The sequence below is a fragment of the Faecalibacterium gallinarum genome, assembly GCF_022180365.1.
Classification (GTDB): domain Bacteria; phylum Bacillota; class Clostridia; order Oscillospirales; family Ruminococcaceae; genus Faecalibacterium; species Faecalibacterium gallinarum.
Genome location: NZ_BQKV01000081.1, coordinates 48,446 through 60,938, shown reverse-complemented (window position 1 = coordinate 60,938; position 12,493 = coordinate 48,446). Strand labels below are relative to the sequence as shown.

The following is a 12,493-nucleotide window of genomic DNA, read 5'->3' as shown; positions in this document are numbered from 1 at the left end:
AAGTGGTCATTCAAATTATACCATTCCATGATTCAGAAATCAATGAAGAAAGGAATGGTATAATGCGCTTACCGAATGGGTTCGGTAATGTGTCTAAGCTGCCCGGAAACAGGCGGAAGCCTTACCGTGTTAGGGTAACTGTCGGTTGGGAACTGGACACGGAAACCGGAATCAATAAACAGAAATTCAAAACCATAGGTTATTACGAAACCAAAGAAGAAGGGCTTATTGCTTTGGGAAATTTTCACCAAAATCCCTATGATATGGATAGTTCTTCCATCACCTTTGAAGAAGTATTTGAAAAATGGACTACTGAACATTATCCCAAAATTTCAGATTCCAATGTCAAGGGATATAATGCAGCTTACCGCCTTTGCGCTATGCTCTATAAAATGCGTTTTGTGGATATTAAGAAATCCCACCTTCAAGGGATCATTGATACCTGTGGAAAGAACTACCCCACATTGCGAAAGCTAAAAGCCCTGTTCAGCCAACTATATAAATTCGCAATGGAAAATGACCTGTGCGGGAAGGATTATGCAAAGTATATTGACATAAACCAATATCAGGATAAGAATCCCAACGCCCTAAACCGCCAGCCATTCAGCAAGGAAGAAATTCAAACGGTTTGGAAATGGAACAATTCCAATGAATATGTGTCGGTTGTCCTTATGCTGATCTATTCAGGCGTAAGGATTGGGGAATTGCTGGACTTGAAAAAGGTGCAAGTGAATCTCAATGAAAAATGGTTTGATATAACTGCATCCAAGACAAAGGCGGGTATTCGCAAAGTACCTATTGCCGATAAGGTTTTACCCCTCTTTGAATACTGGATGAACAAGAATGATTGCGAATATCTGCTTTCCACCCCGGAAGGGAAGCATTTTGCTTACCGGAATTATTACGATTCCTATTGGACACCGTTAATTGAACAAATGGGAATGGATCACCGCCCGCACGATACCCGGCACACTTGCATTAGCCTTTTGACGGTTGCCGGGGTTCAGGATAAGATCATTAAAAAGATTGTCGGGCATAAGGGGCAGACAGTAACAGAGGTTGTATATACCCACTTTGAGATTCAGGAACTGTTGGAAGCAATCAACAAAATCTAAGGCGGTGTTTATATGAGGAAAACAGAGTATAAGAACCGCCATAAGGCAGAACACTATGATAGAATTGAATTAGCCGTTCCAAAAGGAATGAAAATGGTTATCAAAAATCTTGCTGCTGATAAGGGCTTATCTATCAACGCATACATTCAGGATTTAATCAGGAAAGATCAAGAAGGAATGTTTGATACAATGCAGATTGCGGACAAGAACCGGGAATTCCTTTCAGGAATCCAAGGTAATATGCACGATGGATATGACGTTATTTTCAAAGACGGTCATATTATCCATTGCCGGACAAAGAAGGAAGTGCGATCCGGGATAATCGAATACTGCAAGGAAAAGGGGGTGTAACAGCCCTCTTTTCTTTTGCTCCCGTATCTTACGGAAGATTGCAAAAATCTTACGGAAGATACATTTTCCATTGTGTCATGCGTGTGTCATGTATGTGTCATACCGCACACAATTTTAGGCGGTCTTATATAGCTTTATATGTTGAACTATATTGAAAAAACCCCGAAAACACAAGGTTTCCGGGGTTTGCAAATTTTCTGTTTTGCGCTTTGAATTATCGCTTGCTGAACTGCGGAGCGCGACGGGCTGCCTTGAGACCGTACTTCTTGCGCTCCTTCATACGAGGATCGCGGGTCAGGAAACCGGCCTTCTTCAGGACAGCGCGGTTCTCCTCGTTCTGCTGCAGCAGAGCGCGGCTCAGGCCGTGACGGATGGCGCCGGCCTGGCCGGAAACGCCGCCGCCGTTGACGCGGACAAACACATCGTACTTGCCCTCAACGCCCAGCAGGACCAGCGGAGCGCGGACGATCAGCTTCAGGGTCTCGAGGCCGAAGTAGTTGTCCATCTCGCGGTCGTTGATGACGATCTTGCCGGTGCCGGCGTAGACGCGCACGCGGGCAACGGAATTCTTACGACGACCAGTGCCGTAGAAATAAGGTTTGGTTTCGTACATAATTCAATTGCCTCCTTCTTAGAACTCGATCTTCTCGGGCTTCTGTGCAGCGTGGGCGTGCTCAGCACCCTTGTAGCAGTGCAGACGGGTCAGAGCCTTGGCGCCGATGGTGTTGGAAGGGATCATGCCCTTGATGGCGTAGGTCATAGCCAGGTTGCTGTTCTCAGCCATCAGCTTCTTGTACTGGACCTTCTTCAGGCCGCCGATGTACAGGCTGTGGGTGATGTGGAACTTCTGCTCGGCCTTCTTGCCGGTCAGGACAGCCTGGTCGCAGTTGATGACGACGACGAAATCGCCGCAGTCAACGTTGGGGGTGTAATCGACCTTCTGCTTGCCGCGCAGCAGGACGGCAGCCTCGGCAGCGACGTGGCCCAGGGACTTGCCGGCCGCGTCGAGCAGATACCACTTGCGCTCGACTTCAGCGGGCTTGACGAGAGTAGTGCTCATATCTATTTCCTCCTGATAAGCATTCATAACAGTTCAGGCGCCCGGTTGGTGGCGCGAGTGTCAGTATACATCACAAAAAGCAGCCTGTCAACATGATTTTTGATTTTTTCTGGTTCAATTTTTTCATTCTCTCGAAATCTCTCAAATGCTCTTGAATACTCCTAAATTCTAAAAACCGATTTTTCATTTTGGATGGGCGGAAATTTTGCCCCTTTGGCCCTTGCAGCGCTATAAATTTTGCCGCGTTTGTGGTATAATGGGTAGTACGCGGCCATTTTTACTCAGCCGCCGGAAAAGAGAGGTTCCAGTATGAGCGATTTGCGGGCGATGCAGCGGCTTTGCGGCCTGATGCGCAAGGCCGTGCAGGATTATGAGATGCTCCGCCCGGGGGACCGGGTTTTGGTGGGCGTATCGGGGGGCAAGGACAGCGTGGCCCTGACCATGGGGCTGCATCTGCTCCGGGAGTACATCGGCTTTGAATACGAGATTCGGGCCGTGACCTTAGATCCCCAGTTCGGCGGCGAGGCCGCCGACTATTCGGCCCTGGAAGAGCTCTTCGGCCGGGCGGGGATCCCCTACGAAATCCGCCGCACCGACATTGGCCCGGTGGTGTTTGACTACCGGCAGGAGAAAAACCCCTGTGCCCTCTGTGCCAAGCTCCGCCGGGGGGCCCTCCACACCGCCGCCCAGGAGCTGGGGTGCAACAAGGTCGCCCTGGGCCACCATCTGGACGACGCCATCGAGACCTTTTATATGAATCTCTGGCGGGAGGGGCGGATCGGCTGTTTCTCCCCGGTGACCTATCTCTCCCGGCGGGATCTGACCCTGATCCGGCCCATGCTGCTGGCCACCGAGGCCGAGGTGACCGCCGCCATCCGGGAGGAGGGGCTGCCCATCGTCAAGAGCCGCTGCCCCGCCGACGGCGCCACCGCCCGGGAGGAGACGAAAGAGTTCGTCCGGGAACGATGCCGCACCGACCGGGCCTTCCGCCAGAAAACCCTCCACGCCTTGCAGGAGAGCGGCATCGACGGCTGGCGCCCCCTCCACACCGGGCGGGGCTCCTTTGTGATCAAATGAGAAGCGAGTGATGACAACCCATGTTGGATTATCCCTTTGAACAGCACGTCTGGGCTGAGATCGACCTGGACGCTCTGCGGCAGAATTTCGCCGCCGCCAAAGCCCGGGCCGGGGGGCTGCCCCTCTGCGCCGTGGTCAAGGCGGACGCTTATGGCCACGGCGCGGTGCAGTGCGCCCGGGCCCTGGCCGGGGCCGGGGCGGCCTGGCTGGCGGTCAGCTGCCTGGCCGAAGCCCTCCAGCTGCGGCGGGCGGGGCTGGATCTACCCATCCTGATCCTGGGCCACACCGACCCCAAGTACGCGGCGGCCCTGCTGCAATATAAAATCACCCAGACCTGTTTCTCCACCCCCTATGCCCGGGCCCTCTCGGCGGCAGCGGTGGCGGCGGGGGGCCGAATCCCCGTCCACCTGAAAGCAGACACCGGCATGGGCCGGATCGGTTTTGCCCTGCGGACCGATTTCGAGGGGGCGGTGGCCGAGATGCTGGCGGTCTGGGACCTGCCCGGCCTGGAGGTCAAGGGCCTGTTCCAGCACTTCGCCGTGGCGGACGCCGACAGCGAGGAGGACCGGGCCTACACCCTCGAGCAGCACCAGCTCTTCCTCCGGGCCTTCGAGGCCCTGAAAGCCGCCGGCCGGGAGCCGGAGCTGATCCACTGCGGCAACTCCGCCGGCCTGATGCTCCATCCCGACTGGCCCCAGGGCCTGCCCCGGGAGCGGTGCATGGCCCGGCCGGGCATCATCCTCTATGGCTTCGACCCCAGCGACGAGGTGCGGTTCAACCAGTTCCGCCCGGTGATGAAGCTGAAAACGGTGGTCAGCATGGTGAAGGAGATCCAGCCCGGCCAGTCCGCCAGCTATGGGCGGCATTTCCGGGCCGAAAAGCCCACCCTGGCCGCCACCCTCTGCGCAGGCTACGCCGACGGCTACCCCCGGCTTTTGAGCGACGGGGTGGGCGTGGTGGAAATCCACGGCCAGCCCTGCCGGGTGCTGGGCCGGGTCTGCATGGACCAGATGCTGGTGGACGTCACCGGCATCCCCGGCGTCCAGGAGGGGGACGAGGCCATCCTCTGGGGCGGCCCGGCCAGCGACAGCGCCGAGACCATCGCCCAAAAGACCGGCACCATCTCCTACGAGGTGCTCTGCGGGGTGGCCCGCCGGGTGCCCCGGGTCTACCTGGAACAGGGGCAGATCACCGCGGTGGACAACTGGCTGAGAGGCTGACGCCCCCTTTTTCGATTACCGATTACCCATTCCCAGTTATGGTTGGAGGAAACCCATGGCAAGAAAAAACATCCGCAACTTCTGCATCATCGCCCACATCGACCACGGCAAATCCACCCTGTCGGACCGGATTCTGGAGCTGACCAAGAGCGTGGACGAGCGGACCATGTCGGACCAGATTCTGGACAACATGGACATCGAGCGGGAGCGGGGCATCACCATCAAGGCCCGGGCCGTGACCATGAACTACACCGCCAAGGACGGCCAGGAGTACGAGTTCAACCTCATCGACACGCCGGGCCACGTGGACTTTGCCTACGAGGTCAGCCGGAGCCTGGCGGCCTGCGAGGGCGCGATTCTGGTGGTGGACGCCACCCAGGGCGTGGAGGCCCAGACCCTAGCCAACACCTATATGGCTCTGGAGCACAACCTGGAGCTGGTGCCCATCCTGAACAAGATCGACCTGCCCAGCGCCCACCCCGACGAGGTGGCCCAAGAGGTGGAGGACGTGATCGGCCTGCCCTGCCTGGACGCCCCCCGGGTCTCGGCCAAACAGGGCATCAACATCGACCAGGTGCTGGAGCGGGTGGTCACCGACATTCCCGCCCCCACCGGCGACCCCGACGCCCCCCTGAAAGCCCTGATCTTCGACAGCGTCTACGACAGCTACAAGGGCGTCATCGTCTACATCCGGGTGTTCGAGGGCACCGTCAAGCCCGGCGATACTATTAAGATGATGGCCACCGGGGCCCAGTTCACCCTGGTGGAGGTGGGCCACATGGGCGCCACCACCCTGACCCCCTGCGCCCAGCTCTCGGCGGGCGAGGTCGGCTATCTGACCGCCAGTATCAAAACGGTCCAGGATACCCGGGTGGGCGACACCGTTACCCTGGCGGCGAACCCCACCCCCGAGGCCCTGCCCGGCTACCGCCAGGTAAAACCCATGGTCTTCTGCGGCATCTACCCCGCCGACGGCGCCAAGTACCCCGACCTGAAGGACGCTCTGGAAAAACTCCAGCTCAACGACGCCTCCCTGACCTACGAGCAGGAGACCAGTACCGCCCTGGGCTTCGGCTTCCGGTGCGGTTTCCTGGGCCTGCTCCATATGGAGATCATCACCGAACGGCTGGAGCGGGAGTTCGATCTCGACCTGATCACTACCACCCCCTCGGTGCAGTATCGGATCACCAAGACCGACGGCACGGTGGAGATGATCTATAACCCCTCCAGCTACCCCGATCCCTCTCAGATCGTCAAGCAGGAGGAGCCCTTCGCCGACGTCCACCTCTACACCCCCAACGACTATGTGGGCAGCCTGATGGACCTCTGCCAGCAGAAGCGGGGCGAGCTGATCAACATGAAGTATCTGGACGACGTCCGGGTGGACCTGCACTACGCCCTGCCCCTGGGCGAGATCGTCTACGACTTCTTCGACGCCATCAAGAGCCGGAGCCGGGGCTACGCCAGCTACGACTACGAGTTCAAGGAGTTCCGCCAGAGCGACCTGGTCAAGCTGGACTTCCTTTTGAACGGCGAGCCGGTGGACGCCCTCTCCATGATTGTATTCCGGGACAACGCCTATTCCAAGGGCCGCCGGATCTGCGAGAAGCTGCGGGACAACATCCCCCGGACCCTGTTCGAGATCCCGGTCCAGGCAGCCATCGGCGGCAAGATCATCGCCCGCGAGACGGTCAAGGCCATGCGGAAGGACGTTCTGGCCAAGTGCTACGGCGGCGATATCACCCGCAAGAAGAAGCTGCTGGAAAAGCAGAAGGAAGGCAAAAAGAAGATGCGTCAGCTGGGCTCCGTCACCCTGCCCAGCGAGGCCTTCACCGCCGTGCTGAAGCTGGACAGCGGGGACAACTGATAACTGCGCGTAGAATTTTAAAGCGATATAACAAAACCTCGGTGGAGCCGCACAGCTTCGCCGGGGTTTTTCTCTTATTTTTGGGGGACGGGCTGCCGCTTTTTCGAGAAAAAGCGGCGCAAAAAGCGTTTCAATCCAAAACCGCAATTCTGCGGTTTTGTGGGGTTTTTACATCCGGGTTAAAAGAGTTTTTGCCCGTCCAGGGCTGCCGAGACGAGGGTGTCCCCCTCGTAGCAGAGCTTGAGGGAGAAGAAAGGCCGCTCCTCGGCCAACAGGCGGAAAAAGAGCTTGTCCCCCTCCCAGATGGGCAGCTCGGGCACCCGGTCTTTTTCCACCCACTCGAGCACCCCCTCGGCGCAGTCCTGGCCCCGGATCATCTGGCCCTCCCAGCCGTCGGCGGTGAAAAGGTGCATATACTCCGCCGTACCGTCCAAAACAAAGGTGATGATCCCCCGGTACCGCCAGCGGGTCAGGGTCAGGCCCGTTTCTTCTTTTACCTCTCGGATGAGGCACTCCTCCGGGCTCTCCCCGGGCTCGAATTTGCCCCCCACGCCGATCCATTTGTCGTGGTTGACGTCGTTTTTCTTCTTCACCCGGTGGAGCATCAGCCACTCGCTGCCCCGCTCCAGATAACACAGGGTGGTGTTCCGGCCAACATCTGCCATTTTATTTCCCTCTCTTTCGGCAAAACAGGCGCCCCGCCCGGGTTCACCCCCGGCAGGGCGCCTTGCGTTTGTTTTACTGGTTGTGGGCGGGGGTCATGCCTTCCGGCCCCGGCCTGCGTTGTTCAGCTTGCGAATGATGTCGTTCTTGTGTTTGCGCTGGGCCGGCGTCTGGGCCGGGGCCCGCATCTCGGGCGGGCGGGCCGAGGTGGCCGCGGTGCTGGTGTCCACCCGGACGAGGTCCCACTCCTGGTTGCCCCCGGGTACATCCAGCCAGATCTGGGCCTGGGCGCCGTTGGAGGTGTCCATCCCCACCAGATCAATGTACTTGTCCGCCAGCACGTTCCGGATCCGGGTCCGGCCGCTGCGGGTGGGCTCCAGCATCCAGCACTGGCTCAGCCCGCTGGTGCGGCTCCACTGGTGCAGCCAGGTGCCCTCCACCACGCCGCCATAGACCAGATCGATCATCTTGCCGGTGAACCGGTTCTGAATCCGCCAGCGGCCTTCGCCTGCGTCCACAAACTTCCACTGCTGCCACGGGTGGCCGGCATAATCCCACAGCTGGATCAGAGCGCCGTTCTCGGTGTTGAAGTTCTTCACCTCGAGCACTTTCCCGTTGGGCGCCTTGATGGTATAAAATTCATTTTCCAGTAAAACGACCTGCGAAGCCCTTGCCATAACAGCCTGCTCCTTTCTGTGGATTGGTTGTCTATACTATATCATACTCGCCGCCCCGGCAACAAGACCAGTTTTCGATAAAAAATTCCGCGTCCTTTGGTCAGTTTGCCAGACTCTCCTTTTATCCCTCTGGCCTGCCTGGGCGGACGGTTTTAAGATCTGTTCATAGTATGTACACATTTTGCCCCCAAAAGGGCCTTTTGGGCGGGTTTTCCGGGGACACCGTCCGCCGTGGAAAGACGAATTATCTCAAATGCTTTAACATAATAAAGCAAAGTGATTTGTCGAATTTTGCTTTCGTGATGATACTTCCATTCAGAACAGACCTTAATTTATTTCAGCATTTCAGCATATTGACTTTACCGCACGGATCATGTATAGTAGAGTCGCGGGGATGAGGGAAGCACCCCCACACATCACTACACACAAGGCGCGGGCGTCCGGCCCGGCCTGCAAGATAAAATACCGGTTGCATTGGTTTTGGAGGTTCGATTTATGTACTATTACATTCTTGGCTGTGGGATTGCCTGTCTGATTTTCTGCGGCATTGGCTGCATGGATACGGTGGATGTCAAGCCGGGCAAGGTTCTTCTGAACTCTCTGATTTGGCCGGTCGCCCTGGTGGCTGCTCTGGTGGACCATATGGACACCAACCGCGCTTTCCGCCACGTCAAGGCTGCCCGCTGAGTTTTTGAGCTTGGCTTTCCTTTTAAAGCTTTCGCCGCTGCCCCGCCCGGGGCGGCGGCTTTTCTTTTTGCCAAGGGCGGGCGGATATGCTATACTGGGAGAAACTTTTGAGAGAAAGGCCGGTGCCACAGATGAGACAGATTCTGATATTGGGCGGGGGCGCAGCGGGGCTGGCGGCGGCCATCGGGGCGGCCCAGACTGCGGGCGGCAGCGCCCGGGTGGTCCTGCTGGACAAAAACCCCCGCCCCGGCAAAAAGCTGCTGGCCACCGGCAACGGCCGCTGCAATCTGGATAACCTCACCGCCGGGGAGGCGGGCCGGTATTTTACTTCCTCCCCCCGGGCTCTTTCGCCCCTGCTCGCGGCCATTGGCCGGGCGGACCTGTCCGGCTGGTGGGCGGGGCTGGGTCTCGTGACCCGCCCCGACGAGACAGGCCGGGTCTACCCCTACTCCAACCAGGCCGCCGATTTAACCGCCCTGCTGCTGCGGTGGGTGGAGGCCCTGGGGGTCTGCCTCCGGCCTGGCTGCCGGGTGGAGAGCCTGCGCCAGGGCCAGGGAGGGTATCTCGTCCAGTTTGAAAACGAAGCCGGCCAGCCCGAGACCCTCCGGGCCGACGGGGTGATCTGCGCCCTGGGCGGCAGCGCCGGACCCCAGTTCGGCACCGACGGTTTCGGCCCCGCCTTCGCGGGGAAATGCGGGGGCCGTCTCGCGCCGGTCTACCCCTGCCTGACCCCTTTGGCCTGCCCCAAAGACCAGGTGAAGGGGCTGGCGGGACTGCGGGCCAAGGCCGGGGCCGCCCTGATGGATGGGGAGCGGGTTCTGGCCCGGGAACAGGGGGAAGTTCAGTTCACCGACTACGGCCTCTCGGGCATCTGCATCATGCAGCTGTCGGGGCTGCTGGCCCCGGGCCGGGGGCCGAAAAACCCCGCCGTCTCCCTGGACCTCTTCCCCGCCCTGTCGGAAGCCGAGCTAACCGCCCTTTTGGCCGCCCGGGCGGAGCTTCCCGGTCAGACCGCCGAGAGCTTCTGGCTGGGGCTTTTAGCCCGGCCTCTGGGGGCCGCCCTCTGGGCCCGGGCGGGGCTGCCCGGCGGTGCCACCGCGAGCCAGAACCCCTCCCAGTGGCAAAAACTCGCCAAACTCGCCAAGGACTGGCGGTTCGGGCCTTTGACCCCCTGCGGGTGGAAGCAGGCCCAGACCACCGGCGGCGGCCTTTCCCTCGAGGAGCTGGAACCGGAGAGCTTCGGGTTCCGGGGCTGCCCGGGGCTCTACTTCGTGGGCGAGACCCTGGACTGCGCGGGCAGCTGCGGGGGGTTCAACCTCCACTGGGCCTTCGGCAGCGGATTGGTGGCGGGGCGTCACGCCGCCCGGCCGCCCCGGCCCACGAAACCCAAAAAGAAAAAATAAACACCACACCCCCGGCAAAGAGCCTTTTGGGCTCCCTACTGGGGGTGTTTTGATTTTATGTCTCGTCCGTTGCCGACCGCAGCGGTGGGATGTGCTCCCCCCGGAGGGTGCGGTCCAGGTAGTTTTGGGTCACCCGGGCCACCGTCCCCGAGAGGGCCAGCACCCCGATGAGGTTCGGCACCATCATCAGGCCGTTGAAGGTGTCCGCTAGCGCCCAGACCAGACCCAGCTCGGTCACCGCCCCCACGAAGATCAGGGCGGAGAAAACCAGCTTATAGACCGTCACCGCCCGGGGACCAAAGAGATAGCCGAAGGCGGTGGCCCCGTAGTGGCTCCACCCCAGGATGGTGGAATAGGCGAAGAGGAGCACCGACAGGGCGATGAAGGCCGGCCCCAAACTGCCGAAGGTGGTGCTGAAAGCCGCCCCGGTGAGGGCCTCGGGCCCCACTCCATTTAAGGGGAGGCCGGTTTCCAGATCCACCACCCCGCTGCACAGGATGGTGAGAGCGGTCAGGGTGCAGACCGCCAGGGTATCGGCGCAGACCTCGAAGATCCCCCACATCCCCTGCCGGGCGGGCTCGGTGACGTTGGAGGATGCCCCGGCCATCACCGAGGAGCCCAGCCCCGCCTCGTTGGAAAAAGCGCCCCGCATGGCCCCCCAACGCAGGGCGGCCCAGACGCCGTAGCCTACCGCACCGCCCCCGGCGGCCCGCAGCCCCAGCGCTCCCCGGAAGATAGCCGCCAACGCCTCCGGCACCGCCCAAAAATGGGTGAGCACCACCAGCCCCGCCCCCATCAGGTAGACCAGGGCCATGGCGGGGACCAGTTTTTCGGTGATGGCGGCCACCTGGCGCAGCCCCCGCAGGATCACCAGGGCCGACCCCGCCGCCAGCACCCCGCCGGTCAGGGCGGGAGAAAAACCGAAGGCGGCCTCCAGGTTCCCGGCGATGGCGTTGGCCTGGCTCATGTTCCCGATGCCGAAGGACGCCAGCACACAAAAGAGGGCGAAGAGGGCCGCCAGCCCCCGGCCCAGAGCCCGGCAGCCGGGTTTGGCCCCCAGGCCCTCGGCCAGGTAGTACATGGGCCCGCCGATCCACTGGCCCTTGGCGTCCCGGCGGCGGTAGTAGATCCCCAACAGTTCCTCGGCGTAGGCGGTCATGGTGCCCAGAAGGGCCATGACCCACATCCAGAACACCGCTCCAGGCCCCCCGCTGAGGATGGCCGTGGCCACCCCCACAATGTTCCCGGTGCCGATGGTGGCCGCAAGCGCGGTGCACATGCTCTGGAACTGGCTGATGGCCCCCTCGTCCCGGCCGGTGTGGGCGGTGATGGCCCGGTCGGTGAAGATGGCCCCCAGGGTGCAGCCCAGCCAGTGGCGGAGCCGGACGAACTGAAAGAACCCCGTCCGCATCGTCAGCCAGGCCCCGGTCAGCGCCAGCAGCAACAGCCCCGCCGGCCCCCAGACCACCCCGCTCAGCCAGCCGTTGGCCCGGGCGATGGTTTCGGCCATGGTACATCCCCCTCCCTTTTGTGGGATAAAAAAGCGGGCTGTGCCCGGCGCACAGCCCGTCCCTGATTCAGATGTATGCACCCCGCCGGGGCCGTATGCCTCAGCGGCCGGTGTGTTCGGCCTTCAAAAAGCCTGCCCGCTCCAGCGCGGGGCGGATGGCGAGGTACAGCAGCACCACGCAGAGGGTGGAGACTAGGCTGTTCACCAGGGTCACCCCGCCGGCGACCTTGGCCATGGCCTGGGCCAGGCTGTACTCCTGGCCGAAGATGTACACGTTCCGGAAATAGCCCAGCAGCGGGTCGGTAATGACGTTCACCAGAAGGCCCGAGGCCGCCGCGATGGTCACCCGGGCCAGATACGGCCCCTTGTTGGCCGGGTCCTGGCGGCGGAGGTGGAGCAGCTTATGGGCCACCGCGCCGCAGACGATGCCGATGATGAATTTGAGCACAAAGGTGGTGACGGCGTAGCCCGGGTCCCCGGCCAGGATATCCGCCAGGGCCAGGCCAATGGCCCCCGCCAGGCCCCCCGATACGCCGTCCAGCAAAAGGGCCGTCAGGGCCGTAAAGGTGTTGCCCAGATGGAAGGAGGACCCGCCGTAAAAGGGCACCCGGAAAAACAGATAGGCCACCAGGCTCAGGGCCGCCATGACGCCGATCATGGAAAGCTCGTGGACGGTGAAACTGCGCTTATACAATACGCTGGCGAAGAGGATCACCACCACCACTACCACCAGCAAAAGCCACATGGCTGTTGTAGACATAAACAATCCCTCCCGAAAAAGTCAACTTCCCCCGGGGGCTTGACATCCGGCCCCCCGGCGGGTATGCTCCTATTATACCCGGAACTGACCCCATGAAAATACC

The 12,493-nt window shown here is 60.6% G+C and carries 13 protein-coding genes; 7 read left to right on the top strand and 6 right to left on the bottom strand.

Annotated features, from left to right (window positions below; all coding sequences use genetic code 11):
* Positions 1 to 2 precede the first annotated feature (2 nt).
* Together JCM17207_RS10255 and JCM17207_RS10250 are read left to right on the top strand one after the other, a co-directional pair.
* The gene (locus tag JCM17207_RS10255) at positions 3 to 1,115 is read left to right on the top strand and encodes a tyrosine-type recombinase/integrase (protein ID WP_309295410.1); all 1,113 of its coding nucleotides are present in this window, start codon (positions 3 to 5) and stop codon (positions 1,113 to 1,115) included.
* A 12-nt stretch (positions 1,116 to 1,127) separates the two neighbouring features.
* A complete protein-coding gene (locus JCM17207_RS10250; RefSeq protein WP_238317557.1) occupies positions 1,128 to 1,466 on the top strand; it encodes a hypothetical protein in 339 nt (112 codons plus the stop codon).
* Positions 1,467 to 1,680: 214 nt separating this feature from the next.
* On the opposite strand, the gene rpsI is transcribed toward JCM17207_RS10250, so the two are convergent.
* Both rpsI and rplM read right to left on the bottom strand, forming a co-directional pair.
* Positions 1,681 to 2,079: a 30S ribosomal protein S9 gene (gene rpsI / locus JCM17207_RS10245; RefSeq protein WP_238317556.1), complete on the bottom strand. Its 399-nt coding sequence runs from the start codon at positions 2,077 to 2,079 to the stop codon at positions 1,681 to 1,683.
* An 18-nt stretch (positions 2,080 to 2,097) separates the two neighbouring features.
* Positions 2,098 to 2,526: a 50S ribosomal protein L13 gene (gene rplM, locus JCM17207_RS10240; RefSeq protein WP_238317555.1), complete on the bottom strand. Its 429-nt coding sequence runs from the start codon at positions 2,524 to 2,526 to the stop codon at positions 2,098 to 2,100.
* A 309-nt stretch (positions 2,527 to 2,835) separates the two neighbouring features.
* Between rplM and JCM17207_RS10235 the strand changes: the two genes are divergently transcribed.
* The 3 genes from JCM17207_RS10235 to lepA are packed head-to-tail and all read left to right on the top strand — an operon-like array spanning position 2,836 to position 6,690.
* Positions 2,836 to 3,603: a tRNA 2-thiocytidine biosynthesis TtcA family protein gene (locus tag JCM17207_RS10235; protein ID WP_238317554.1), complete on the top strand. Its 768-nt coding sequence runs from the start codon at positions 2,836 to 2,838 to the stop codon at positions 3,601 to 3,603.
* 20 nt (positions 3,604 to 3,623) lie between these two features.
* Positions 3,624 to 4,823, top strand: a complete 1,200-nt coding sequence (gene alr / locus JCM17207_RS10230) for an alanine racemase (protein ID WP_238317553.1) — start codon at positions 3,624 to 3,626, stop codon at positions 4,821 to 4,823.
* Positions 4,824 to 4,878: 55 nt separating this feature from the next.
* A complete protein-coding gene (gene lepA, locus JCM17207_RS10225) occupies positions 4,879 to 6,690 on the top strand; it encodes a translation elongation factor 4 (protein WP_238317552.1) in 1,812 nt (603 codons plus the stop codon).
* Positions 6,691 to 6,869: 179 nt separating this feature from the next.
* On the opposite strand, the gene JCM17207_RS10220 is transcribed toward lepA, so the two are convergent.
* Both JCM17207_RS10220 and JCM17207_RS10215 read right to left on the bottom strand, forming a co-directional pair.
* On the bottom strand, positions 6,870 to 7,355 hold the full coding sequence (locus JCM17207_RS10220; protein WP_238317551.1) for an NUDIX hydrolase: 486 nt from the start codon (positions 7,353 to 7,355) through the stop codon (positions 6,870 to 6,872).
* Between the two features lie 93 nt (positions 7,356 to 7,448).
* Entirely contained in the window at positions 7,449 to 8,030 is a 582-nt protein-coding gene (locus tag JCM17207_RS10215; protein WP_238317550.1) for an RICIN domain-containing protein, read from the bottom strand.
* A gap of 495 nt (positions 8,031 to 8,525) precedes the next feature.
* Here JCM17207_RS10215 and JCM17207_RS10210 point away from each other — a divergent pair, with 495 nt between their 5' ends.
* Both JCM17207_RS10210 and JCM17207_RS10205 read left to right on the top strand, forming a co-directional pair.
* Positions 8,526 to 8,717 (top strand): hypothetical protein, encoded by a 192-nt coding sequence (locus tag JCM17207_RS10210; RefSeq protein WP_238317549.1) that lies wholly within the window; start codon positions 8,526 to 8,528, stop codon positions 8,715 to 8,717.
* Positions 8,718 to 8,848: 131 nt separating this feature from the next.
* Positions 8,849 to 10,120 carry an aminoacetone oxidase family FAD-binding enzyme gene (locus JCM17207_RS10205; RefSeq protein WP_238317548.1) on the top strand — a complete coding sequence of 424 codons (1,272 nt, stop codon included), beginning with the start codon at positions 8,849 to 8,851 and terminating at the stop codon, positions 10,118 to 10,120.
* A gap of 55 nt (positions 10,121 to 10,175) precedes the next feature.
* Here JCM17207_RS10205 and JCM17207_RS10200 read toward each other — a convergent pair whose 3' ends face one another.
* Both JCM17207_RS10200 and JCM17207_RS10195 read right to left on the bottom strand, forming a co-directional pair.
* Entirely contained in the window at positions 10,176 to 11,630 is a 1,455-nt protein-coding gene (locus JCM17207_RS10200; protein ID WP_238317547.1) for an alanine/glycine:cation symporter family protein, read from the bottom strand.
* 100 nt (positions 11,631 to 11,730) lie between these two features.
* Positions 11,731 to 12,390, bottom strand: a complete 660-nt coding sequence (locus JCM17207_RS10195; protein WP_238317546.1) for an ECF transporter S component — start codon at positions 12,388 to 12,390, stop codon at positions 11,731 to 11,733.
* Positions 12,391 to 12,493 lie beyond the last annotated feature (103 nt).

Excerpts from the sequence above, each read along its gene's own strand:
- JCM17207_RS10250 (WP_238317557.1), top strand. The coding sequence starts at position 1,128 with ATGAGGAAAACAGAGTATAAGAACCGCCATAAGGCAGAACACTATGAT.
- rpsI (WP_238317556.1), bottom strand. The coding sequence starts at position 2,079 with ATGTACGAAACCAAACCTTATTTCTACGGCACTGGTCGTCGTAAGAAT.
- rplM (WP_238317555.1), bottom strand. The coding sequence starts at position 2,526 with ATGAGCACTACTCTCGTCAAGCCCGCTGAAGTCGAGCGCAAGTGGTAT.
- JCM17207_RS10235 (WP_238317554.1), top strand. The coding sequence starts at position 2,836 with ATGAGCGATTTGCGGGCGATGCAGCGGCTTTGCGGCCTGATGCGCAAG.
- alr (WP_238317553.1), top strand. The coding sequence starts at position 3,624 with ATGTTGGATTATCCCTTTGAACAGCACGTCTGGGCTGAGATCGACCTG.
- lepA (WP_238317552.1), top strand. The coding sequence starts at position 4,879 with ATGGCAAGAAAAAACATCCGCAACTTCTGCATCATCGCCCACATCGAC.
- JCM17207_RS10220 (WP_238317551.1), bottom strand. The coding sequence starts at position 7,355 with ATGGCAGATGTTGGCCGGAACACCACCCTGTGTTATCTGGAGCGGGGC.
- JCM17207_RS10215 (WP_238317550.1), bottom strand. The coding sequence starts at position 8,030 with ATGGCAAGGGCTTCGCAGGTCGTTTTACTGGAAAATGAATTTTATACC.
- JCM17207_RS10210 (WP_238317549.1), top strand. The coding sequence starts at position 8,526 with ATGTACTATTACATTCTTGGCTGTGGGATTGCCTGTCTGATTTTCTGC.
- JCM17207_RS10205 (WP_238317548.1), top strand. The coding sequence starts at position 8,849 with ATGAGACAGATTCTGATATTGGGCGGGGGCGCAGCGGGGCTGGCGGCG.
- JCM17207_RS10200 (WP_238317547.1), bottom strand. The coding sequence starts at position 11,630 with ATGGCCGAAACCATCGCCCGGGCCAACGGCTGGCTGAGCGGGGTGGTC.
- JCM17207_RS10195 (WP_238317546.1), bottom strand. The coding sequence starts at position 12,390 with ATGTCTACAACAGCCATGTGGCTTTTGCTGGTGGTAGTGGTGGTGGTG.